The organism is Tamlana carrageenivorans, assembly GCF_002893765.1.
GTDB lineage: Bacteria > Bacteroidota > Bacteroidia > Flavobacteriales > Flavobacteriaceae > Pseudotamlana > Pseudotamlana carrageenivorans.
Map to the genome: position 1 here is coordinate 1,620,654 of NZ_CP025938.1, position 21,257 is coordinate 1,641,910.

Genomic DNA, 21,257 nt, shown 5'->3' on the forward strand with positions numbered 1-21,257 from the left:
CGATTTGTGCCACTTTAAGAGATCAAGTAATTACCTTATTGCTCTAAAAAGCGATATGGCCAACACACTTGATCCAAAGGACCTAAAACAAATTATCAACTTAAAACAAGATGGTTATAGTAACCGTCAAATTGGAGCCACACTTGGCATTTCCCGCAACACTATAAATAGCTATATACACCTATTTAAAGGTAGTGGTTATAGTTTTAAGGAGTTATTAAAGCTAGACAACCACACCCTAGAAAAGCTCTTTACATCTCATACAACCATAAATAACAAACGCTATGATGAATTGATGTTTTATTTTGAAAGTATTAATAAGGCTCGGAACCACCCAGGATTTACTTTTTTGTACCACTACACAGAATATAGTCAAAAGGTTAAAGACCCTTATAGTTACACTCAATTCATGGAGCATTACCATCGTAAATATGCCAAGATCAAGGGATCTATGAAACTTGAACACGAGGCAGGGAAAGAGATATTCGTGGACTTTGCTGGAAAAAAACTTCAGATAGTAGACAAAATCACAGGCGAGATACTTCCAGTAGAGGTCTTTGTTGCCATGCTCCCTAACAGTCAGTATACCTATGTTGAGGCTTGTATGAGCCAAAAGCGTGAAGATTTTATAAGTTGTTGCGAAAACGCCCTTCATTTCTACGGGGGAGTACCCAAGGCCATCGTATCAGACAATCTAAAATCAGCCGTTACCAGATCTAGTAGATACGAAGCTCAGGTTAACCGTAGTTTTAAAGACTTTGCCCGCCATTACAACTGCGTGGTCAATCCAACGCGTAGTTACTCCCCTCAAGATAAAGCGCTGGTGGAAAACGCGGTGCATCTAGCTTATCAACGGATTTATTATCCCCTTCGGGAAATGACCTTTTTTTCTTTAGCAGATCTAAACAAAGAGATAAAACTTCTGCTAGAGTGCTACAACAACCTATTATTCCAACGCAAAGAAGCTAGTCGTCTGGAGCTCTTCCAAAGCGTCGAACGAGAGTATCTAAAACCCTTAAGCAGTACACGCTACGAGATAAAAGAATATAGAAGAGCTAAGGTTCAGAAAATAGGCTATATCTATTTTTCACCAGATAAGACTTACTACAGCGTTCCATATCGTTACATTGGCAAGGAAACCACGCTACACTATACCAAAGGCATGGTAGAGGTGTATTATAATCAACAGCGCATAGCTATACACCAACGTAGCGGTTCCAAAGGCGCATACATAACCAACAAGGATCACCTTAGTAGTTCTCATAAACAATACAGCCAGTGGAGTCCGCAATACTTTAAGAACAAGGCAGCTGTCCATGGTAGTTATGTTGCAGCATGTGTCGAGCGGATTATTGCTGCGTTGGATTATCCTGAAACAGGGTATAAAAGAGCTATGGGCGTTATACAACTCCATAAGTCTTATGGCTCCCAAAGGTTAGATAATGCTTGCAAAAGAGCCATACAGGCTGATGCTGTAAGCTAGAACAGGATAACCAACATACTGAAGAATAATCTAGATCAAAGCTCCTTATTCCTACAAGAAGAAACAGACCGAGGTTCTCATATCCCCAAGCATGCGAACATCCGTGGGGCATCCAATTATAAGTAAAAACAACACGAAAAAATCACTTAAATTTTATACATATATGAATACAAATCACACCATCGAAAAACTCAGAAAAATGAGATTAACAGCTATAGCTGAACTCCATCACAACCACCTTAGTGATAACCGAATAGAGTGTCTTACGCCAGATCAATATCTAGCATTGCTTACCGATCACCAATGGGAAGACCTTCAGAATAGAAAGATAAAAAGGCTTACAACGCAAGCAGCCTTTAAGCAGGGAGCTACACTTACAGATATTAATTACCTGCACAACAGAAGCTTGGACAGAAATATGTTCGAGCGTTTGGCTACTCTAGATTTTGTACAAAAAAAGGAAAACTTGATTATCACAGGATCCTCTGGAGTGGGTAAAAGTTATATAGCTCAGGCATTGGGACATCAAGCTTGTATGATGAATAAAAGAACCCTATACACAAATACTGCTAGACTGATGAAACGATTAAAACTAAGTAAAGTAGATGGCACTTACCTTAAAGAACTTGCAAAACTATTAAAAGTAGATCTGCTTATCCTTGATGATTTTGGTTTACAGAGCTTCGACAATCAGAACAGAGAGGCGCTTATGGACATAATCGATGAAAGACATGATAAAAAAGCAACGATTGTAGCTTCACAAATACCTGTATCCGCTTGGTACGATATTATCGGCGAAAGCACTATCGCTGATGCGATACTAGATCGTATTGTAAATTCATCGCATAGGATAAACCTTACTGGAGAATCCTTGAGAAAAGGTAAGTTGAAAGAACAGTATTAATTAAATTTAACTATTATTGTATGATCTCTTAAAGTGGCACGGTTTGACCGAAATACGTGGCATGGTCACTCCGAAATAGCCAATAAGGCGGAACATGCGAATTTATACATAATTTTCTGCTTTTTTTAAGTTGTCAAAAATATGGAAAACTTAAAAGAATCAAGGAGTTATAACTAGCAAAAAGGCTTAAGGAAAAGTTAAAATTGCAGTGAATTCGCGTACTTGAAATTTACGTTTTTTTCATGAAAATGTTTGTGAAAAAAACGATGTAATTATTCGATACAAAAAAACTCCTACAGATGTTGCAGGAGTTTTTTAAAAGTATAAAGTTATTGGTATTAAACCAATCCGTTTTTAATTAAGTATTCAGCAATCTGAATGGTGTTAGTCGCCGCACCTTTTCTAAGGTTATCGGCTACAATCCACATATTTAGGGTGTTTTCTTGCGATTCGTCACGTCTAATACGACCAACAAAAACCTCATCTTTATCATGCGCGTAAATTGGCATTGGGTAGGTGTTTGTACTGGTATTATCTTGAACCACAACACCTGGCGTTTCACTTAACAGTTTACGAACTTCAGCTAAATCAAAATCCTTTTCGAATTGTACGTTAACAGATTCTGAATGGCCGCCTGCTGTTGGTATTCTTACGGCTGTTGCCGAAACAGCAAAACTGTTATCACTCAATATTTTTTGAGGTTCTTTAGCTAATTTCATTTCCTCTTTGGTGTACCCATTTTCTAAGAAAACATCACAGTGTGGTAAGGCGTTTCTTCCGATAGGGTAAGGGTATGCCATTTCACCATCGATACCTGCAATTTCGTTTTCTAATTGTTTAACCGCTTTTACACCAGTTCCAGATACCGATTGGTAAGTGGATATTACAACACGTTTCATGTTATAGGCTTTATGTAAAGGTGCTAGGGCCATTACCAACTGAATGGTAGAGCAATTTGGATTAGCAATAATTTTATCTTCTTTTGTTAATTCACTTGCATTAATTTCTGGTACTACCAATTTTTTAGTAGGATCCATACGCCAAGCAGAAGAATTATCAACTACTGTGGTTCCTGCTTCAGCAAATTTAGGAGCCCATTCTAAAGACGTGTCGCCTCCTGCCGAAAACAAGGCAATATCTGGACGCATTGAAACGGCGGTTTCTAATCCAACAACTTTATAATCGTTTCCTTTGTAGCTTATTGTTTTACCTACCGAACGTTCTGAGGCAACAGGAATTAATTCTGTTACTGGGAAATTACGTTCTGCAAGAACTTTTAACATCACTTCGCCTACCATACCAGTGGCACCAACTACTGCAACTTTCATAATAAATAAATTTTCTATTTATATTAAATTTCTGAAAGGCAAAACTAAGTATTAATTCTATTTATAAATCTAAAAAAAGCCCTCATTTTCTGAAAACAAGGGCTTTTTAACAAGAAATAACACAGTGTTATTTATTTAACAGATATTTATTTTTTTAACAAGTCTCTAATTTCGATTAGTAATTCTTCTTGAGTAGGTCCTTTTGGAGGCTCTGGAGCAGGCGCTTCTTTTTTCTTCATTTTATTAACGGCCTTAACAATTAGAAACATGACGAAAGCCACGATAATGAAGTCAATAACATGAGTTAAAAATGCACCCCAAAGTACAGAAACTTCGCCTTCTACAACGCCTTCAGCATTTGTAACACCTTCTGTAATTACGTATTTGAGGTCTTTGAAATCCGATTGAAAAATTAATCCTATTAAAGGAGAAACAATGCCTCCTGTAAACGAGGTGACTACTTCTTTAAAGGCGGCACCCATTACGAAACCAACAGCAATGTCGACCAAATTGCCTTTCATGGCAAATTCTTTGAATTCTTTTAGCATATTTTTAAATTTTGGTTAGGCGAACTGGTTTAGGCTTTTTTCATTTGCTAAAAAATAATATTCGCTTAAACGTAAAAAGTTTGAATCAGTTCAGTTCTAAAAATAGTAAAAAGAATGTAACTAATTGGTTTAATGGTTGGTAAAAATACGCATAACCCGTTGCGAGATGTGTGTAATTAACTCGTAGGAAATGGTGTTAGCTGTTTCGGCAAGATTTTCTGCAGTGGGCGATTCTCCAAAAACAATCACTTCATCGCCTTCGTGACAATCAATATGGGTGACGTCTACCATAATCATGTCCATACAAACATTTCCAATTATGGGTGCTTTTTGGCCATGTATGGTTACAAATCCTTTACCGTGACCATATTGTCTGCCAATGCCATCGGCGTGACCAATAGGAAGGGTGGCCGATCTTAAAGTTTCGGTAGCTTTGAAGCCGCGATTGTAGCCTATGGATTCGCCCTCAATAATATTATGAATTTGAGAAATAACCGTTTTTAAAGTGCCAATGGGTCTAAAATTAGGATTTTCCTTATCGGAATTTCCAAAGCCATACAATCCGATTCCAGAGCGAACCATATCGAAATGCGCTTCGGGATAGTTTAAAATCCCCGACGTATTGCAAATATGTTTTAAAGGTTTTAGGCCGGTTTCTTGAGTGAAATTTTCAGCGATGTTATTAAAATCTTCAATTTGGTTTAGGGTGAAGGTTTTTTCGTTTAAATCTTCACTGGCTGCCAAATGAGAAAGTATAGAAACCACTTCTAAAGTTTTGGTTTGGCTTATGGTTTCAGCAATCATTTTAACATCAGTATGCCAAAACCCTAAACGGTTTAAACCCGTATTAAACTTAAGGTGAACGGGATATTTTTCAATATTTTTTTCAGAAAGTGCTGCAATAAATTCTTTTAATATTTTTTCGTTGTACAAACTCGGTTCTAAATGGTTTTCAACTAAAATATCAAAATTTACAATTTGCGGATGTAGTATTAAAATTGGTGTTTTTACCCCAGCTTGTCGGAGGGCTACGCCTTCTTCAATGTATGCTACAACAAAATAGTCAACGTTTAATTTTTCTAGGAAAAGGGCAATTTCACAAGAGTCATTTCCGTAGGCATAGGCCTTTACAACGGCTAGAAATTTGGTATTAGATGTCAATTTTGATTTTAAATAATCAAAATTTTGTTGGAGTGCTTTTAGGTTAATTTCGAGCACAGTCTCTTGTGCTTTAGGCATCGTCTTGGTTTTTTTTGTTGTTTAATTCTTCGGCATCATTCACCTTCATATTTCTTACTTTATCACGCATCATGGCTTTGTAGTATGCTGCACGACTTAAAGGCTCATATTCATTAACTTCACCTAATAAAACCAAGCTGTCATTTCTGTTTTTTCGGTAACTGTACTGTGCTAAATTGCCAGTTTTTGTACAAACAGCATGCACTTTAGTGACGTATTCGGCAGTGGCCATTAAATGTGGCATGGGCCCAAAAGGATTGCCTTTAAAATCCATGTCCAAACCAGCTACAATAACCCGTATGCCTTTGTTGGCGAGGTCATTGCAAATGTGTACAATTTCATCATCAAAAAATTGAGCTTCGTCTATACCCACCACATCACAACCGTCGGCTAAAATAGGAATGTTGGCAGCAGCAGGAACAGAAGTAGATCGAATTTCGTTGGCGTCATGAGAAACGACTTTATCCTCATCATAACGAACATCCAGAGTAGGTTTGAATATTTCTACTTTTTGTCTGGCAATTTGAGCGCGTTTTAATCGGCGTATAAGTTCTTCGGTCTTTCCGGAAAACATAGAACCGCAGATCACTTCAATCCACCCAAATTGTTCTTTATGATTTACTGTATTTTCGAGAAACATTTTGTAATTTTAACACTAAAACAAAGGAAATATTCGTTTGCATAAAGGTGGCGCAAATTTATTAAAAATCAAAAGCCCACAGGCTAATAATTAAAAATTTATAAACAATGAAGAAGAAGTTAGAATCGGATCTTGTTAGTATTGCACATAGAATTCTTAAACTAAAAGGGAAAGAGGATGTGATAAAATTACAAGCCGAAGCTGGAGCTTTATACGAAGCGCTAACGGTACTAAAATTTGCTGAGGAAAACTTTGATGGTGAATTGCCAAAAATTGGTAGCGATTCTTCGTTTTTTGGAATGTTAGATACGGCTTTTAATAATAAGGTAAGCGATAATATAGAGGTAGAAGACAAAATATACGTTAATTTTGATGATGCCAATCGCGATGAAATTACCGAGCCAGCCATGGCAAAAATAAAAGATATGTTACAGCATATGCCTGAAACGCCCGATCCTGTGGAGCCTGTTTTTGAGAGATCTGCCCCAGTAGAACCTGTTCAGCCCATAGAATCTGTGAAACCTGTTGAGCCACCAGTGAGAAAAGATGATTTCGACGATCTGACAGCCGATTTTAAAGACATGCCTGTTTTTGAACCTGTTTCTAAAGCTTCAAACGGAATGTCTCATGGAAAAAAATCTTTGAATGACCGATTAAAGGTTGGTGGGTTTAAAATTGGTTTAAACGAAAAAATTGGTTTTATAAAACATTTGTTTGACGGTAAACATGAAGATTACGATCGTGTAATTTCGCAATTAAATACGATAGACTCTTGGGATAATGCCATAAATTTTATTCAGAATATGGTAAAGCCGGACTACAACAACTGGGAGGGTAAAGAAGAATTTGAAGCCCGATTTATAGAAATTATCGAAGCTAAGTTTAATTAAGTTTACTTTTAAAAGTTACAATTTCTACCTTTGCGTATGAGTAAACTTTACCTAGTACCTACACCCATTGGGAATTTAAAAGATATGACTTTTAGAGCTGTTGAGGTTTTAAAAGCTGTCGATTTAATTTTAGCTGAAGACACGCGTACTTCGGGAAAACTCCTAAAACATTTTGAAATTTCAACCCACATGCAGTCTCATCACATGCATAATGAGCATAAAACGGTTGAAAATATCATTCAAAAATTAAAAGCCGGTACTACGGTTGCTTTAATTAGTGATGCGGGTACACCTGCCATTTCAGATCCTGGATTTTTATTATCAAGAGCTTGTATTGAAAACGGTATTGCTGTAGAGTGTTTACCCGGAGCAACAGCCTTTGTGCCGGCTTTAGTAAACTCTGGTTTGCCCAATGATAAGTTTGTTTTCGAGGGTTTTTTGCCGGTTAAAAAAGGGCGTCAAACGCGCTTATTACTTTTAGCAGAAGAGCCTAGAACCATGATTTTTTACGAGAGTCCCCATAAGTTAGTTAAAACGCTCACGCATTTTTGTGAATATTTTGGAGAAGATCGTATCGTTTCGGTTTCAAGAGAGTTAACCAAAATGTTTGAAGAAACCGTTAGAGGAACAGCCAAAGAAGTTTTAGAACATTATACCAACAAACCACCAAAAGGCGAAATTGTTATTGTGGTGGATGGGAAAAAATAAAATCAGCTAGACGATATAAATAAAGAATTACAAAATGAACATAGAAACATTTAAAGAAAAATTACAAAATAATCCAAAGTCTATAGTATTTGCCGAAACTATGAGTGTAATTGAAGAGCTTTATGAGTTTACACCAACTGCTTTTATAAATGGTGCTTTAAAAAACGCTGAAGGCGAAAATTCAGGATCTTGCAAACTGTTTGCTTTTGCTCTAAAACAAGGCTTTACAAAAGAAGAAACTTTAGCTTGTTTTAGTCAGTTTTACTTTGAAGATGTTCTTGAAGACCCTAATGGAACAGGGCACCAAAACATTAGAAACTTTATGAAAACCGGTTTTGAAGGGTTAGTTTTTGATGGTGTTGCTTTAGTTGCTAAATAGAATATTTGTACTTCATTGATGAGAATTATTCGTAAATAATTCGAATTGTCATTGTTATTATTACTCAGAGATTCACATAGGCACACAGAGGCTCGCGGAGTCCTTTATCACGAGTAATTTTGATCGAAAGCAATTTGTGCAAATCCGTGAAATTTGTGTCAGAACTATTTAATTTTATAATACGTTTGTTACTTTGTGAAGCTCTGTGAAACTTCGTGTATCTCAGTGTAAAAAATAACATGGAACTTATTCACGTCCCGCAATCGTGACTCTAAGGGTAAGAAGCTAATAGCAATCGAGTGGAACAACTCCTCCAAAACATAAAACAATGTCGGATTTGCGACGCCCATTTACCTCTTGGGCCGCGACCCGTTGTATCTGCGCACCCAGATGCTAAAATCGTGATTATAGGACAGGCCCCAGGAACCAAAGTACATGCTTCGGGAATTCCTTGGGATGACCCTAGTGGTAATCAATTACGAAAGTGGCTCAATGTATCGGTTGAAGATTTCTACGATGCCACTAAATTTGCCATCATCCCCATGGGTTTTTGTTATCCCGGAAAGGGCAAGTCGGGTGATTTACCGCCGCGGAAGGAATGCGCTCCAGAATGGCATGAATTGCTTTTTGATGAACTGAAACAGGTAGAGCTCATCTTGTTAATTGGAGCCTATGCTCAAAAGTATTACCTCGGCAAATTGGCAAAGAAAACCCTCACCGAAACCGTTAAAAATTATAATGACTATTTGCCTAGATTTTTACCTCTACCACATCCATCGCCACGAAATCGGTTTTGGCTTATAAAAAACAAATGGTTTGAAGTAGAGGTGTTACCAACACTTCAAGCTCGTATAAAGAAGTTAATCTAAGCCTCTTCAATATCAAATAAATACTCTACAGTCACCTTAAAAAAACGCGCCATTTTAATAGCTAAAGTTACCGAAGGATTAAATTTATTGTTTTCAATAGCATGAATAGTTTGTCTGGAAACACCTAGTTTTTCTGCTAGATCGGCTTGCGTTAAATCGTGTCTTGCTCTTTCTACTTTAATCAGGTTTTTCATTAATAATTCCTTTTTTTAATGAAAAATATAATTAAGAATAACATCATAAAACCAGATATAAAATAATCTATAGATAGTTTTAAGTCTTTAAAAAACGCATATATCATAATTGAAAATACTAAAAATATCACGATAGTAAGCTGGTAAGATTCTAATCGTAACATGCTAATATAATCATCTTCAATTTTTTCTTTGGATAGCATATAAATAAGTAATCCTATAATATTTAAGACATCAAATAGGTGAATGGTGTTTTGGTCGAAATACTTTGTAAATACTTCAGGTTTGGTAATACCGGGTTCGATATCCTTATAGGTTTTGGTCGCTTCTATCCGGCAGTTTATGCTGTCATTAACGCCATCAATAAATCCTTCAACGGCACTTGGAATTGCAAATATTAGAAAAACGAGAACACCTACTTTTTTACACCAATTTGGTAATATTTGTATATTCATATTCTATTATTTTTATACAAATGTATATAATACTTTACATTATATCAAAAATAAATTACTTTTATGTTTGTAGCTCTATAATTTTAAGGTATTCGATATAGGAGATTGGTTAAGTAAATTAAGAGTTATTGCAATTTTCAACCTTAATAAAAACACATTAAGAAAATAAGAGATTGTTTCTTGTAAGGGAGGTAAGTTTTGTTTATTAAATAGTATTTTTGAACTTCAAACTAATTAAATCACGTAAACAATGGCAGTACAGGTTTCTACCAAATGGTTAGGGGAGATGCGATTTGAAAGCACCAACCCTTCCGGACATAATTTATTTATTGATGCAGGCGAAGAGAATGGCGGTAAAGGCGAAGGTTACAGACCAAAAGCCCTGATGCTTTCTGGTTTAGCTGGATGTTCGGGCCTGGATGTGGCTTCACTCATTAAAAAAATGAAATTACAGGTGGACGATTTTAAAATAGATATCGACGCTAATCTTACCGACGAGCATCCAAAAATTTATGATAAAGTCACTATGGCATTTCATTTTTATGGCGCCGAACTCAATGAAAAAAAATTGCAAAAAGCGGTCGATTTATCTATTGAAAAATATTGTGGTGTTATGGAAATGTTTCGCCAATTCGCCGAACTTGATGTACAAACGCATTTTCATAAAAAATAAGGTTTAACTCATACGCTGTGTACCTTTTTCTGAAGACAAGAAAGTTTGCGTCATTTTCAATTGATGATGATGTGGAGGACTAACATTCTTCAGATGGTACCATAAGATTGAATGAAAACTTAATACCTGTTAACTTGTAATTTTCAAACCAAAATATGCGTTGGACCTTAAAGCCAATTCCACCCTCAGAAAAGGTTAAATCCTTAGCAAATACCCTTAAAATCGATCCTGTTTTGGCCAGTTTATTGGTGCAACGTGGGATTGAAACCTACGATCAGGCCAAACAATTTTTTCGTCCGAGTTTCAAAGATCTTCATGATCCGTTTCTAATGAAAGACATGGATAAGGCTGTGGCTCGTATTGAAAAGGCCTTTGAAAATAATGAGAATATATTGGTTTATGGCGATTATGATGTCGATGGTACCACCTCGGTAGCCTTAATGGCGTCGTACTTAAAAACCAAACACGAACAGGTTTATACCTATATCCCCGATCGCTACGACGAAGGTTATGGCGTGTCTTATAAAGGGATAGAATTTGCGCATGAAAACGATTTCACTTTAATTATTGCTTTAGACTGTGGTATAAAAGCCATAGAAAAGGTGGCGCATGCCAAAACATTAGGTGTCGATTTCATTATTTGCGATCACCACAGGCCAGGTGATGAAATTCCAGATGCTGTCGCCGTCTTAGATCCGAAACGCCAAGATTGTAACTATCCGTATAAGGAATTATGTGGTTGCGGTGTGGGCTTTAAACTCATTCAAGCTTTAGCGTCTAAGGAAGGAAAAACAGCAGAAGATTTAACCGAGTATTTAGACCTTGTTGCCACGGCTATAGGAGCCGATATTGTCCCTATTGACGGGGAAAACCGAGCCCTTGCCTATTTTGGTTTGCAGGTGGTAAATACCACCCCCAGACCAGGTATCCAAGCCATTTTAAAACAGGTTCATAAAACGGAGTTTACCATAACGGATGTGGTCTTTATTGTAGCGCCTAGAATTAATGCCGCTGGCCGAATGAAACACGGTAATTATGCCGTGACTTTGTTAATGGAAACCGATGAAAAAGCAGCCGAAGCTTACGCTGAAGACATTAATAATTACAATTTAGACCGCCGAGAAACCGATAAGCAAATTACCCAAGAAGCGCTGCAGCAAATCGAGGATCACAACGAGCAAGACCGACTAACGACCGTTGTGTATCACGAAAGTTGGCATAAAGGGGTTATTGGTATCGTGGCTTCGCGATTAACCGAAACCTATTACCGACCTACGTTAGTGTTTACCAAAAGTGGCGACAAATTAGCGGCATCGGCACGATCGGTTAAAGGATTTGATGTTTACAATGCCTTGGAAGCTTGCCAAGAACACATCGAGCAGTTTGGAGGCCATAAATATGCTGCAGGATTAACTTTAGCTGAAGAAAATTATGAGGCTTTTAAACTGGCTTTTGAAGCTGAGGTTTCTAAAACCATCGACAGAAACCTTTTAACACCAGAAATTCAAATTGATGCGCAAATCGATTTGGAACAGATTACTCCAAAATTTTACCGCATTTTAAAGCAGTTCGCGCCTTACGGACCCAGTAATATGTCGCCCGTATTTATGACTGAAAATCTTGTAGACACAGGCTACGGAAAATGTGTTGGTGCCGATGAAACCCATTTACGATTGACAGTAAAACAACCGCCATCACCATCGCAAATGGTGTGTATTGGTTTTGGCTTGGGTGAAAAATTAGCCTTAACAACCGACGGGAAACCATTTTCGGCCATTTATTCTATTGATGAAAATGAGTGGCAGGGGAATGTTTCGTTACAGTTGAAATTGCGGGATGTTAAATAAATTGAATTATTATAGTTATAAAAAAACGGTTTTTAGGGATTTGTCATTTCGACAGAAGGAGGAACGACTGACGAGAAATCTTTTAGCGTGAAGATTCTTCCTCATACTTCGTCAGAATGACACTGCCATTACGAAATATAGCTAATCTAACTCACCTTAAAATAAGTGTAATATGCCTAAAAAAGACCCCTACGCAGCACTCCGAATCAAAGAATTCAATATTTTTTTATTGGTGCGTTTCGCTTTAGTGTTTGGATGGACCATGCAATTTATTGTTATTGAGTGGGAGGTTTATAGCTTAACTAAAGATCCGTTATCACTTGGTGTTATCGGGCTTATGGAAATTATTCCGGCGTTTACTATGGCGCTTTTTGCTGGGCATATTGTAGACCAGAAAGAAAAACGAAACCTTTTGGCGCTTTGTATTGCAGCTTTTTCATTAATAAGTTTAGGGCTTTTTTTACTCACCTGGGATGTGGTTGTTGCTGGCTGGGAAAACAAAACCATTTTATATGCTATATATGCCTTGGTGTTTTTTGGAGGCTTTTTACGCTCGTTTTTCGGACCCACCATTTTCTCGTTAGTCGCCTTAATTGTGCCTAAAAAAATATATCCGAATGCGGCCACTTGGAACAGTTCAACATGGCAAATGGCTGCGGTATTAGGGCCTGCCTTTGGTGGTTTTGCTATTGGTTGGATGGGCGTACATTGGGCCTTATGTATCGTTTTCGGATTAATCATGTTATCCTTTTTTATTCTACTTTTTATAGAAAAAAAACCGGTTTTAAATCCGAAAATCGGGGAACCCGTTGTGGAGAGTTTAAAAGAAGGCGTGCGTTTTGTGTTTAAAACCAAAGCCATTTTAGGAGCGATGACTTTAGATATGGTAGCTGTTTTATTTGGTGGAGCCATTGCGCTTTTACCTGTTTTTGCTCAAGATATTTTAAAAGTTGGTAGTGAAGGTTTTGGAGTGCTAAGAGCCGCACCGGCAGTTGGAGCTTTTATTACCATGCTGGTTACCGCGTATATTCCCATTAGTAAAAACGCGGGGATGAAGTTACTGGTCGCTATTTTTGGTTTCGGATTGAGTATTGTGGTTTTCGGATTGTCCTCGGTGTTTTGGATTTCGTTATTAGCCTTGTTTTTTAGTGGGATTACCGATGGCGTTTCTATGGTTATTAGACAAACCATCTTACAAATAAAAACGCCCGATCATATGCGTGGTCGCGTGTCGTCGGTAAATTCGATGTTTGTAGGTTCTTCTAACGAGCTTGGGGCTTTTGAAAGTGGTGTAACAGCTAAACTTATGGGCGCAGCTACTGCGGTTGTTTTTGGAGGCACCATGACTTTAATCACGGTTATTACCACAGCGATTGTATCACCAACGTTTAGAAAGCTGGATTTAACCAAGGATTTAGAAGCACACGAAACGGCAGTTTAAAAGAGTGTTTTTAAGTGGTTAATACTCCTTCAATGCCATGGTTTCTCCATCAAAAACACCATAGGTATAATATTGAATCCAGTCGCCTAAATTAATGTATTTGGAGTTTTCATTTAAATCGATGTTAAGTGGTAAATGTCTGTGGCCAAACACAAAAAAGTCACGGTGTTTATCTTCTAATTTGCGTTTACAGTATTGCACCAACCATTCGTTATCTTCACCTAAAAACTTAGCATCATCGTCACCAGAAATCAGTTTGTTTTTTACTGAAAGGTGTTGTGCCAAACGAACTCCTAAATCGGGATGTAACCAGCGGAAGAGCCATTGGCAAAAGGGATTGGTAAACACTTTTTTCATGCGTTTATAGCCTTTGTCGCCAGGGCCTAAACCATCGCCATGGCCTATAAAAAAGGTTTTGTTGTTGAAGGTGAACTCTTTAGGTTTATGGTATACAGGAATATTCAATTCTTCTTCAAAATACCCATTCATCCACAGGTCATGATTCCCAACAAAATAGTAAATAGGAATCCCCGAGTCGCTAATTTCGGCCAATTTCCCTAAGGTTCTGGTAAAGCCTTTTGGGACTACGGTTTTAAATTCGATCCAGAAATCGAACATATCGCCCAATAGAAAAATGGCCGCTGCATCCTGTTTAATGGTGTCTAGCCAAGCTACGAATTTCTTTTCACGCGGACGTGACGCTTCAGCGGTTGGGGCGCCCAAATGGTTGTCGGACGCAAAGTATATTTTTTTTCCTTCAGGGATTTGCATGCTGTAAATATAGTAATACCAATTCTTGTTTGAAATGACCTTAAAAGAATTTGATTATTTTTTTATGAAGTAGTGGTAAGCATAGAAAATACCTATGGTTGAGCAATGTGAAGTTATTTTTAAATCAATTTATTTAAAGATTTAAGATATTCATCGGCAGTCATCACAGGTAATAAGGACTTTTTAAAGTCTTTACCATTTCTGGTTATAATGATGTCACATTCCGATTCTGTTGCACTAAAATATTGTAAAGCATCTTCAAAATCTTTAATGGAAGCGTTAAGTGCTTTCTCAATGGTTTGTTCATCAAGTGAACATATTTCACAAATTATTTTAAACTTTCTAAGATTCTCTCTTGCTATTTTTTCATTTTCAAATTTTGAGATAAAATAGTTTACCGTTGCAAATGAAATAGGCGAAACAACCATGGTTAGTTTTTCTTTTTCGGCAAGTGTTGCAATTTTTGCAATGGGTTCATAGAAAGGCTTTCGTTCTCCTAAAAAGTCCAACATGATGTTGGTGTCTATAAATATTCTTTTGCTCATTTATATTTCTCAATTAAAAAATCAGAATATTCTTTTTTATAGTCCACATCGGCTGGTATTTCTGTGCCTGTTGCGATACTTTTTACAAAAGGTGAAATTTCAAAATTTGTGTCTTCAGTTTCGGAAGTTAAAACTTGTAAATATGCCTCGACTATTCTAGACAAACTCATCTTTTTGCTAGAAGCATAGGTTTTCGCTTTTTCGATAATATCTTGATTAAGCTTCAATGTTAATTTTGTATCCATAACACCATGTTTTAATACGTACAAATATAGTAAAATTATCCGTATTATTTTTTTTTTGATAATTTGGTGTCATACTTAACTATAAACCTCTTAAAAAAATCATATAGTTTTTAATGCGATTGGATAGTTGTTTTTAAAGTGTTACTTTTGTAACTAGTCAACTGGTTAACCAGTTGATTTCGTATATGGAAGATAGGTTTTATGACTTAAAATATGGGGTTTTTAACTCACAGAAAAACAATCAACTAAACTTATTTTTCTGATTATCGGAATTATTTATAAACTATTATAAAATATTAAAACAATGAAAAGATTTAGTGAAAAGTACGTCATTACAAAGGATATGGAATGGGAAGAGCTTGGTGGCGGCGTATCAAGAAAATTTTTAGGTTATGATAACCAAATTATGATGGTAAGCGTGAAATTTGAAAAAGGCGCTTTAGGAGCACCTCACCAACATTTTCACACACAAGCTACTTATGTTGTTTCAGGTAAATTCGAATTTGAAATTGATGGTGTAAAGCAAATTGTTGAAGCTGGAGACGGTGTATACATCGAGCCTAACTTATTACACAGTGCTGTATGTTTAGAAGAAGGTCAGTTAATTGATACTTTTAGCCCAGTAAGAGAAGATTTCTTAACAGGTGAAGGTCCATCTTATTTTGGAGATAAGGACTAAATATAGTAAATAAATCGTTTTTAAGCGGTTAAGGTTAAAAATCTCAGATTCACCAGGAATCTGAGATTTTTTTTACTTTTTAATAAGAGTTTTTGTTTGCAGGATTCTTGAAAAACAGTGGTGTTTGTGCAGGTATGGTTATTTTGTTTTTTTCCGTTTATAATGATTCTGTGTTAATTGGTTCAGATAGGTTTTTGTTCCGATCAGTTCAAAATTTAATAGGTTTGGTAGCTCGGTAAACAATGACGCGCCACCTCCTAATAAAACCGGAATAGTGGTAAGTATCATTTCATCAATTAAATCTGCTTGCAAAAAACTTCGAATTGTGGTGCCGCCATCTACATATAATTTATTAAATCCTTTTTTATGAATTTGGTCTAAAATTTCTATTGGTGTTCCTTTAACTAAAAAGGCTTTGTCTTTATGAGATTCGGGTATTTCTTTTAATGTATTACTTAACACAAAAACGGGTTTATCATACGGCCAATCGACATCAAAGCCGCGTACAGTTTCGAAGGTCTTCCTGCCCATAACAAGCGCATCTATCGTATTGCTATATGCCATATAACCCATATCGTCGTTATCAGGGTTTGGAATGGAATTTAGCCAATCAATTCGGCCATTTTTGTCGGCAATATAACCGTCTAAACTTGTTGCTATAAATACACTATTCTTTGTGATCATTATTGGAGGGTGTTTGTTTTAAATGATTTAAAACTTATTTTGATAATACCTCTAAAATAAACCCTTTTATGATAACCCACTAGAAATTACACGGGGTTTTTAATCAAAAGCTAACAACCTGCTCGATTCTCGCTCGTTTCTTCTTTCCCTTCTTTAATTAATATTTCTGTTTCAACTTTTTCTTCTTGAGTTAGGGGTTCTTCGGTGTTTTTTGGGGTGGTGGATGTGGCATTGACGCTAAAAATGCAGCAAATAGGAAAGTGATCGGAGCCTATGTGTTCTAATAGGCTGAGGTCCCTAAGCACAAGATCTGTGCTGTGATACACCAAATCTAACGGGGCTCTAAAAAACCAATATTTGGTGTGGTAGGTCGCTAAAATACCGCGACCGGTTCTGCCATCCATTAAACCACTGTTTTTACGAAATAAACGGGATATTTTAGACCATGTTACCGTGTTAAAATCGCCAATAACTAGAGTTGGTTTTTCTAGGGATTTGGTGCGTTTTGCTATACACAACAAATCGCCATCACGCTCCTTGGATGTGTATTCTTCGGTAGGGCTTGGTGGTGGTGGGTGTACCGAAAATAGGACGAAAGAAGCGCCATTGGGCGTTTTAAAATGCGCTTCGATACTCGGGATGTCGTCGGCAACAAAAAAGTGCGTTTGTGCTTTATCAAAAGGAATTTTGGCATACATATGCATGCCGTAAGTGTTTTCTAAGGTTATTTTTTGTGTGTGCGGATATGTTTTTTCCATGTCTCGCATGGCCATTTCCCAGTCACTATTGCTTTCTATGGTAATAAAAATATCGGGGTTTTCTTTACGGATGAGGTTTTTAAAACGTTCGAAATCGGTGTTGAATTGGTAAATATTTGCCGAAATGACTTTTAGGCTATTGGCATCATCTTTTGGTAATCCATGGTGTTTTTTGTAAATACTTGTGTAGCGTATTAAAATGGTACTGTGATAAATAATTAATAAACTTAGGATGGCTAAAACAACCCAGAACCAGGCGTTTTTATCCGTAAAAAAACAGAGTCCGATTACGGCGATAACCTGTAGTACGAGCAGTTGTATTTTGATGAATTCGGGAACGCGAAACAGCCAATGCTGATTATTAAAAAATGGCAGCAGACTTAAAACAATGAGTAATACTGAAAAGCCTATAAAAAAAGTGCCCATTTGAAACGTTTATAATGTACTTTCCAAATATAAAAATTATAAAGCACAAGTGTTGACGGTATCTAAATTTAGTGTGAAAGTCTGTTGCCTAAAAAACCGTTATCAAAAGGGACATACAAAACATTTAAGCTTCGCTAATTTAATAACAAAGCTTATTTCTGGTGTTATGTTTTTTATCCTAATAAGAACTGAAATAATGGGCACTAAATACTAAGAATACGCTTATGCTTTATTATTTGTTTTCCAATATTTGACCAGATTTTAGAAGTAATGGTTTTAGCTCTGTATAATCTACATCTTGCACATTTATTTGGTGTTTTAAAGCAAGGCTAGCAATTTCAGAAGCAGATTCGCCAAGAATCATAAAAACAGGTTCCATTCTAATACTGCCATAAGCAATATGAGAGCTACTAACACATACAGGAACAATTAGATTGGAGCATTCTGATGCTTTAGGCAAAATGGTGCCTTTGTCTATTTTGTAAGGATGTGGCGGTTTTACACCAACATCACCTTCATTTTCAACATGTCCTTTGGAAGTTACATAACGTTGGGTGTTGTGGGAGTCGAGGTGGTAAGAGCCTATTCCAATAGATGCGTTGGTGTCTTTTTGCCCCATAACATTGTGTTCGGTCATCACATAATCTCCAATCATGCGACGGGCTTCTCGAACATATAGTTGGTGTGGAAAACCACCATTATCGGTGAATTCATCTTTAGCATAGCCCCATTTTTGCATTTCTTCTCTTATTTTTTTAGGAACACGAGCATCTGTAGTTGTAAAATATAATAAGCCTTCCTGGTAACGACGGTGTTCTTCAATAATGGCTTTTCTTTCTTCGTAAGAAGCTTCTGGGTAGGCATAGTTCATCCCAATATTATCCATACTAAAAGGCCCATGATTGTTTACATCTGTTTTTAAGTTGGGTATGGCATCAAACTTTTTAAAGGTTTCTTTCCAGTGTTTTTTATAAACACGTCCTAAAAGTTCATAATCTTTAGGGTTATAGCCTTCTGGTTTTGTAATGGGAATTTTATTTTTAGGTTCTTTAGTTAAGCAGAGTCTAAAACAGTAAGCTTCAACACGATGATCACCATCGCCATTTTTACCTGGAGCTTGATTAGAAACTTTAGCAACAAGACCTGATTCTGGTTGTTTAGGAATGATATAAGGAGATATTTTTAATTTTTTAAAATTATGATGATGTTGGTAAACCCCTTTTTGAATGCCGTTGTAGGTTTCGTTATATACCGAATTTGCTTCGCGACCAACATGATAAGAAACGCCTGCAGCTGCCATTAGGTCGCCTTCGTAAGTGGCATCGATAAAAATTTGGCCTTCAATTTTTTTTCCGCTTAGCGTATAGAAAGATTGGATGGCTGTTCCATTTTTTTTAATAGGTTTATTGCGGTCTAGCCATTCATCTTTAAGTACATTAATATCATTATCTGTTACCCAGGTATCAAAAACGTGTTCGGCCACATGAGGTTCGAAAACCCACATGGTTTTAGATTCTTGATCTATAGCAGAAGTACCTTGGCCTTTACCGTGAAAGGCTTCTTTACTTTGCCAGTTCCAGGCCTTACTATTTTGATAGTAATCGTACACTTTTTGATAAAAAGTTTTTGAAAGGCCACCTATAAGTTTACTATTACCACTGTCTGTGAAGCCTAATCCAGAGGATGAAACACCGCCTAAGTGTTTAGCAGGAGAGACCACTAATACCGAGTGGCCTAACTGTTTGGCTTTTACTGCCGCTACTATGGCTGAAGATGTGCCGCCATAAATAACAATATCGGCTTTGTGAGAATTTGCTGTTTGTGCTTTAAGGATGATGCAGGAAAGAACGAGGCATACAGTTAAAAGTGATTTCATTAATACGAATTAGAGGGTTAGCAGTATAAATTAGCATGAAGGTGCGTAAAATGTAATGCCTTCTGCGTTACTAATTTAGTGGTTTTTTTTGGTGTTTAAAACTTTTTATGAAAGATAGATTTGAGGCTAAACATTTTAGAAGCCTCTTTTTTCAGAATAGGAGGTGAATGGGTTAGTTTTCTGAAAAATTATAAAATGACTATTTATAGCCGATTGAATGCGTATAATCTCTAATTTTCGGAATTTCAATTATTCCTTTTTAGAATTCGTTTTAAAACCATCACGATTATCGGTAAAAATTTTGTTCTTAAAATATTCTCAAAATTTCGATCCCTTTGTTTTACGGGTTAATCGGATTTTGATGGTAAGAATCTTGTGCAAAAATATAAAAGGTTTATAAGCGCACCGCTTTTTCTATAATAACATCGTACACATAGCCTGCTCCAAAATCTTTATTTAAAATAACAGTTCCTTTTATGGTGGCAATGTCATGTATTTGGAAGATCTCGTTTGTGGTTACAGTTAAATCAAATTTACCATTTCCTGTTGTGCCATCTTGTAAGTGTACAAAGTTAACCTGCATAATGCCGTTGTTTACTTTTACAACCTGCCCTTTAATAATTACTTCTTTGTTAGCATAGGCTTTAGGGTTGTCAAAAAGTTCTGCAATGCTTATGCCATTGGGTGCCTTTTCAATATTTTTTACGCTTGTTTTACCTTTTTTTATTTGTCTTTTATTAGCAGTTATAGAAGCGTTACTATCTTCACGAATACCTTCAGAAAAAATAACACTTTCGAAAATTCGGTTTAGTGTTTTACTTTCAAAATTCTTCATTTCCATGCCGCCATTATAATAATAAGTCGCGCCTATTTTTACATCTCTATTGGGAATAGACATCCAGTAGTCATTGTTGTTTTCTTTTACTTTTAGGTACACATATCCTCCAGAAGCTATTTTATCTATAACCACAATTTCATGCGTGTTTTTGGATTTTGAAGTCTCTGTTTTAGTAACCGCTTTAGGAGTGACTTTTTCTTCGTCTAGATTATTATTCTTGAGGTCCTTACAGCTTATTAAAAAACTAAATGCGATTATGGTAAGTGCCATAATTTTTTTCATAATTCGATATGGTTTTAAGTGGAGTGAATTTAATCAAATTACTTCAAGCGCCGTTTTAATACATGATTCTTTTTGCGCGTAGGGATTAAATAGAAGACTTAAATATTATCGTAGGCATACCATTCGGCAAACGAACTATCGGTTTCCTGAAGTTTTAGCGAATGTAGTTTAATATGCTCCGGAAGGCGTTTGGCAATTTTACTGGCAAAGTCCAAAACCATCATTTCACTGGTGGGTTGATAATCAACTAGTAATACATTGTGGTCGCGTTCTTGAAGTTCTTTAGCCAACTCGACATGGGGGGTGTTTTTATTGAATACGGTGGCGTGATCGAACACATCGACAACCTCTTCTTTAACAATCTTTTTGAGGTCTCCAAAATCGATAACCATACCGTATTTTACGTTGCTTTTATCGGCAATGGGTTTCCCTATAACGGTTACCGATAGCTTGTAACTGTGGCCATGAACGTTTTTGCATTTTCCGTCGTAGCCATAAAGGGCATGCCCGGTTTCAAAAGAGAATTGTTTGGTGATGCGAATGTTATTTCCCATG

24 protein-coding genes are annotated in these 21,257 nt (G+C 36.6%); 10 read left to right on the forward strand and 14 right to left on the reverse strand.

The features are described from left to right. Positions 1 to 55 precede the first annotated feature (55 nt). The gene (gene istA, locus C1A40_RS07260; protein ID WP_241910505.1) at positions 56 to 1,483 is read left to right on the forward strand and encodes an IS21 family transposase; all 1,428 of its coding nucleotides are present in this window, start codon (positions 56 to 58) and stop codon (positions 1,481 to 1,483) included. Positions 1,484 to 1,646: 163 nt separating this feature from the next. After that, positions 1,647 to 2,387, forward strand: coding sequence for an IS21-like element helper ATPase IstB (istB, locus tag C1A40_RS07265; RefSeq protein ID WP_102995327.1), 741 nt, complete (start codon positions 1,647 to 1,649; stop codon positions 2,385 to 2,387). A gap of 338 nt (positions 2,388 to 2,725) precedes the next feature. Here the strand turns inward: istB and C1A40_RS07270 are convergent, their stop codons facing one another. The 4 genes from C1A40_RS07270 to C1A40_RS07285 all read right to left on the reverse strand — a co-directional run bounded on the left by C1A40_RS07270 (position 2,726) and on the right by C1A40_RS07285 (position 6,142). After that, entirely contained in the window at positions 2,726 to 3,715 is a 990-nt protein-coding gene (locus C1A40_RS07270) for an aspartate-semialdehyde dehydrogenase (protein ID WP_102995328.1), read from the reverse strand. Positions 3,716 to 3,861: 146 nt separating this feature from the next. Continuing rightward, on the reverse strand, positions 3,862 to 4,263 hold the full coding sequence (gene mscL / locus C1A40_RS07275; RefSeq protein ID WP_102995329.1) for a large conductance mechanosensitive channel protein MscL: 402 nt from the start codon (positions 4,261 to 4,263) through the stop codon (positions 3,862 to 3,864). 129 nt (positions 4,264 to 4,392) lie between these two features. Next, positions 4,393 to 5,502 (reverse strand): alanine racemase, encoded by a 1,110-nt coding sequence (gene alr / locus C1A40_RS07280; RefSeq protein WP_102995330.1) that lies wholly within the window; start codon positions 5,500 to 5,502, stop codon positions 4,393 to 4,395. Continuing rightward, on the reverse strand, positions 5,495 to 6,142 hold the full coding sequence (locus C1A40_RS07285) for a thymidine kinase (protein ID WP_102995331.1): 648 nt from the start codon (positions 6,140 to 6,142) through the stop codon (positions 5,495 to 5,497). Before C1A40_RS07285 ends, alr begins: the two co-directional genes overlap by 8 nt. 107 nt (positions 6,143 to 6,249) lie before the next feature. Between C1A40_RS07285 and C1A40_RS07290 the strand changes: the two genes are divergently transcribed. The 4 genes from C1A40_RS07290 to C1A40_RS07305 all read left to right on the forward strand — a co-directional run bounded on the left by C1A40_RS07290 (position 6,250) and on the right by C1A40_RS07305 (position 8,988). Then, complete coding sequence (locus C1A40_RS07290; RefSeq protein ID WP_102995332.1) at positions 6,250 to 7,032, forward strand: hypothetical protein; 783 nt, start codon at positions 6,250 to 6,252, stop codon at positions 7,030 to 7,032. A gap of 36 nt (positions 7,033 to 7,068) precedes the next feature. After that, positions 7,069 to 7,740: a 16S rRNA (cytidine(1402)-2'-O)-methyltransferase gene (gene rsmI / locus C1A40_RS07295; RefSeq protein ID WP_102995333.1), complete on the forward strand. Its 672-nt coding sequence runs from the start codon at positions 7,069 to 7,071 to the stop codon at positions 7,738 to 7,740. 34 nt (positions 7,741 to 7,774) lie between these two features. Then, positions 7,775 to 8,119: a HopJ type III effector protein gene (locus tag C1A40_RS07300; protein WP_102995334.1), complete on the forward strand. Its 345-nt coding sequence runs from the start codon at positions 7,775 to 7,777 to the stop codon at positions 8,117 to 8,119. 299 nt (positions 8,120 to 8,418) lie between these two features. Further along, positions 8,419 to 8,988, forward strand: a complete 570-nt coding sequence (locus C1A40_RS07305) for a uracil-DNA glycosylase family protein (protein WP_102995335.1) — start codon at positions 8,419 to 8,421, stop codon at positions 8,986 to 8,988. Here the strand turns inward: C1A40_RS07305 and C1A40_RS07310 are convergent. Next, entirely contained in the window at positions 8,985 to 9,182 is a 198-nt protein-coding gene (locus tag C1A40_RS07310; RefSeq protein ID WP_067145390.1) for a helix-turn-helix transcriptional regulator, read from the reverse strand. The genes C1A40_RS07305 and C1A40_RS07310 overlap by 4 nt on opposite strands. Next, a complete protein-coding gene (locus C1A40_RS07315) occupies positions 9,182 to 9,637 on the reverse strand; it encodes a hypothetical protein (protein ID WP_102995336.1) in 456 nt (151 codons plus the stop codon). Before C1A40_RS07315 ends, C1A40_RS07310 begins: the two co-directional genes overlap by 1 nt. A 250-nt stretch (positions 9,638 to 9,887) precedes the next feature. Between C1A40_RS07315 and C1A40_RS07320 the strand changes: the two genes are divergently transcribed. From C1A40_RS07320 to C1A40_RS07330, 3 genes are all read left to right on the forward strand, one after another. Beyond that, positions 9,888 to 10,310, forward strand: a complete 423-nt coding sequence (locus tag C1A40_RS07320) for an OsmC family protein (protein WP_102995337.1) — start codon at positions 9,888 to 9,890, stop codon at positions 10,308 to 10,310. A gap of 155 nt (positions 10,311 to 10,465) precedes the next feature. Beyond that, positions 10,466 to 12,157 (forward strand): single-stranded-DNA-specific exonuclease RecJ, encoded by a 1,692-nt coding sequence (gene recJ, locus C1A40_RS07325; RefSeq protein WP_102995338.1) that lies wholly within the window; start codon positions 10,466 to 10,468, stop codon positions 12,155 to 12,157. 172 nt (positions 12,158 to 12,329) lie between these two features. Further along, positions 12,330 to 13,598 carry an MFS transporter gene (locus C1A40_RS07330; protein WP_102995339.1) on the forward strand — a complete coding sequence of 423 codons (1,269 nt, stop codon included), beginning with the start codon at positions 12,330 to 12,332 and terminating at the stop codon, positions 13,596 to 13,598. Positions 13,599 to 13,616: 18 nt separating this feature from the next. Here the strand turns inward: C1A40_RS07330 and C1A40_RS07335 are convergent, their stop codons facing one another. The 3 genes from C1A40_RS07335 to C1A40_RS07345 form a co-directional block, all read right to left on the reverse strand. Further along, positions 13,617 to 14,369: a UDP-2,3-diacylglucosamine diphosphatase gene (locus C1A40_RS07335; RefSeq protein ID WP_102995340.1), complete on the reverse strand. Its 753-nt coding sequence runs from the start codon at positions 14,367 to 14,369 to the stop codon at positions 13,617 to 13,619. A 119-nt stretch (positions 14,370 to 14,488) separates the two neighbouring features. Then, a complete protein-coding gene (locus tag C1A40_RS07340; RefSeq protein WP_102995341.1) occupies positions 14,489 to 14,914 on the reverse strand; it encodes a type II toxin-antitoxin system VapC family toxin in 426 nt (141 codons plus the stop codon). Next, entirely contained in the window at positions 14,911 to 15,159 is a 249-nt protein-coding gene (locus C1A40_RS07345; RefSeq protein ID WP_102995342.1) for a DUF6364 family protein, read from the reverse strand. Before C1A40_RS07345 ends, C1A40_RS07340 begins: the two co-directional genes overlap by 4 nt. 304 nt (positions 15,160 to 15,463) lie before the next feature. Here C1A40_RS07345 and C1A40_RS07350 point away from each other — a divergent pair, with 304 nt between their 5' ends. Further along, positions 15,464 to 15,838, forward strand: a complete 375-nt coding sequence (locus C1A40_RS07350; protein ID WP_102995343.1) for a cupin domain-containing protein — start codon at positions 15,464 to 15,466, stop codon at positions 15,836 to 15,838. A gap of 138 nt (positions 15,839 to 15,976) precedes the next feature. On the opposite strand, the gene C1A40_RS07355 is transcribed toward C1A40_RS07350, so the two are convergent. The 5 genes from C1A40_RS07355 to C1A40_RS07375 form a co-directional block, all read right to left on the reverse strand. Beyond that, a complete protein-coding gene (locus tag C1A40_RS07355; protein WP_102995344.1) occupies positions 15,977 to 16,522 on the reverse strand; it encodes a dihydrofolate reductase family protein in 546 nt (181 codons plus the stop codon). A 110-nt stretch (positions 16,523 to 16,632) separates the two neighbouring features. Then, a complete protein-coding gene (locus C1A40_RS07360) occupies positions 16,633 to 17,706 on the reverse strand; it encodes an endonuclease/exonuclease/phosphatase family protein (protein WP_102995345.1) in 1,074 nt (357 codons plus the stop codon). A gap of 232 nt (positions 17,707 to 17,938) precedes the next feature. Continuing rightward, positions 17,939 to 19,582: an FAD-dependent oxidoreductase gene (locus C1A40_RS07365; RefSeq protein ID WP_102995346.1), complete on the reverse strand. Its 1,644-nt coding sequence runs from the start codon at positions 19,580 to 19,582 to the stop codon at positions 17,939 to 17,941. Positions 19,583 to 19,976: 394 nt separating this feature from the next. Further along, positions 19,977 to 20,702 (reverse strand): hypothetical protein, encoded by a 726-nt coding sequence (locus C1A40_RS07370; protein ID WP_102995347.1) that lies wholly within the window; start codon positions 20,700 to 20,702, stop codon positions 19,977 to 19,979. A 98-nt stretch (positions 20,703 to 20,800) separates the two neighbouring features. Continuing rightward, complete coding sequence (locus C1A40_RS07375; protein ID WP_102995348.1) at positions 20,801 to 21,256, reverse strand: 6-pyruvoyl trahydropterin synthase family protein; 456 nt, start codon at positions 21,254 to 21,256, stop codon at positions 20,801 to 20,803. Between the last annotated feature and the right edge of the window lies 1 nt (position 21,257).

Bases quoted from the DNA above. Each gene is read 5' to 3' on its own strand.
- istA (WP_241910505.1), top strand. From the start codon at position 56: ATGGCCAACACACTTGATCCAAAGGACCTAAAACAAATTATCAACTTA.
- istB (WP_102995327.1), top strand. From the start codon at position 1,647: ATGAATACAAATCACACCATCGAAAAACTCAGAAAAATGAGATTAACA.
- C1A40_RS07270 (WP_102995328.1), bottom strand. From the start codon at position 3,715: ATGAAAGTTGCAGTAGTTGGTGCCACTGGTATGGTAGGCGAAGTGATG.
- mscL (WP_102995329.1), bottom strand. From the start codon at position 4,263: ATGCTAAAAGAATTCAAAGAATTTGCCATGAAAGGCAATTTGGTCGAC.
- alr (WP_102995330.1), bottom strand. From the start codon at position 5,502: ATGCCTAAAGCACAAGAGACTGTGCTCGAAATTAACCTAAAAGCACTC.
- C1A40_RS07285 (WP_102995331.1), bottom strand. From the start codon at position 6,142: ATGTTTCTCGAAAATACAGTAAATCATAAAGAACAATTTGGGTGGATT.
- C1A40_RS07290 (WP_102995332.1), top strand. From the start codon at position 6,250: ATGAAGAAGAAGTTAGAATCGGATCTTGTTAGTATTGCACATAGAATT.
- rsmI (WP_102995333.1), top strand. From the start codon at position 7,069: ATGAGTAAACTTTACCTAGTACCTACACCCATTGGGAATTTAAAAGAT.
- C1A40_RS07300 (WP_102995334.1), top strand. From the start codon at position 7,775: ATGAACATAGAAACATTTAAAGAAAAATTACAAAATAATCCAAAGTCT.
- C1A40_RS07310 (WP_067145390.1), bottom strand. From the start codon at position 9,182: ATGAAAAACCTGATTAAAGTAGAAAGAGCAAGACACGATTTAACGCAA.
- C1A40_RS07315 (WP_102995336.1), bottom strand. From the start codon at position 9,637: ATGAATATACAAATATTACCAAATTGGTGTAAAAAAGTAGGTGTTCTC.
- C1A40_RS07320 (WP_102995337.1), top strand. From the start codon at position 9,888: ATGGCAGTACAGGTTTCTACCAAATGGTTAGGGGAGATGCGATTTGAA.
- recJ (WP_102995338.1), top strand. From the start codon at position 10,466: ATGCGTTGGACCTTAAAGCCAATTCCACCCTCAGAAAAGGTTAAATCC.
- C1A40_RS07330 (WP_102995339.1), top strand. From the start codon at position 12,330: ATGCCTAAAAAAGACCCCTACGCAGCACTCCGAATCAAAGAATTCAAT.
- C1A40_RS07335 (WP_102995340.1), bottom strand. From the start codon at position 14,369: ATGCAAATCCCTGAAGGAAAAAAAATATACTTTGCGTCCGACAACCAT.
- C1A40_RS07340 (WP_102995341.1), bottom strand. From the start codon at position 14,914: ATGAGCAAAAGAATATTTATAGACACCAACATCATGTTGGACTTTTTA.
- C1A40_RS07345 (WP_102995342.1), bottom strand. From the start codon at position 15,159: ATGGATACAAAATTAACATTGAAGCTTAATCAAGATATTATCGAAAAA.
- C1A40_RS07350 (WP_102995343.1), top strand. From the start codon at position 15,464: ATGAAAAGATTTAGTGAAAAGTACGTCATTACAAAGGATATGGAATGG.
- C1A40_RS07355 (WP_102995344.1), bottom strand. From the start codon at position 16,522: ATGATCACAAAGAATAGTGTATTTATAGCAACAAGTTTAGACGGTTAT.
- C1A40_RS07360 (WP_102995345.1), bottom strand. From the start codon at position 17,706: ATGGGCACTTTTTTTATAGGCTTTTCAGTATTACTCATTGTTTTAAGT.
- C1A40_RS07365 (WP_102995346.1), bottom strand. From the start codon at position 19,582: ATGAAATCACTTTTAACTGTATGCCTCGTTCTTTCCTGCATCATCCTT.
- C1A40_RS07370 (WP_102995347.1), bottom strand. From the start codon at position 20,702: ATGAAAAAAATTATGGCACTTACCATAATCGCATTTAGTTTTTTAATA.
- C1A40_RS07375 (WP_102995348.1), bottom strand. From the start codon at position 21,256: ATGGGAAATAACATTCGCATCACCAAACAATTCTCTTTTGAAACCGGG.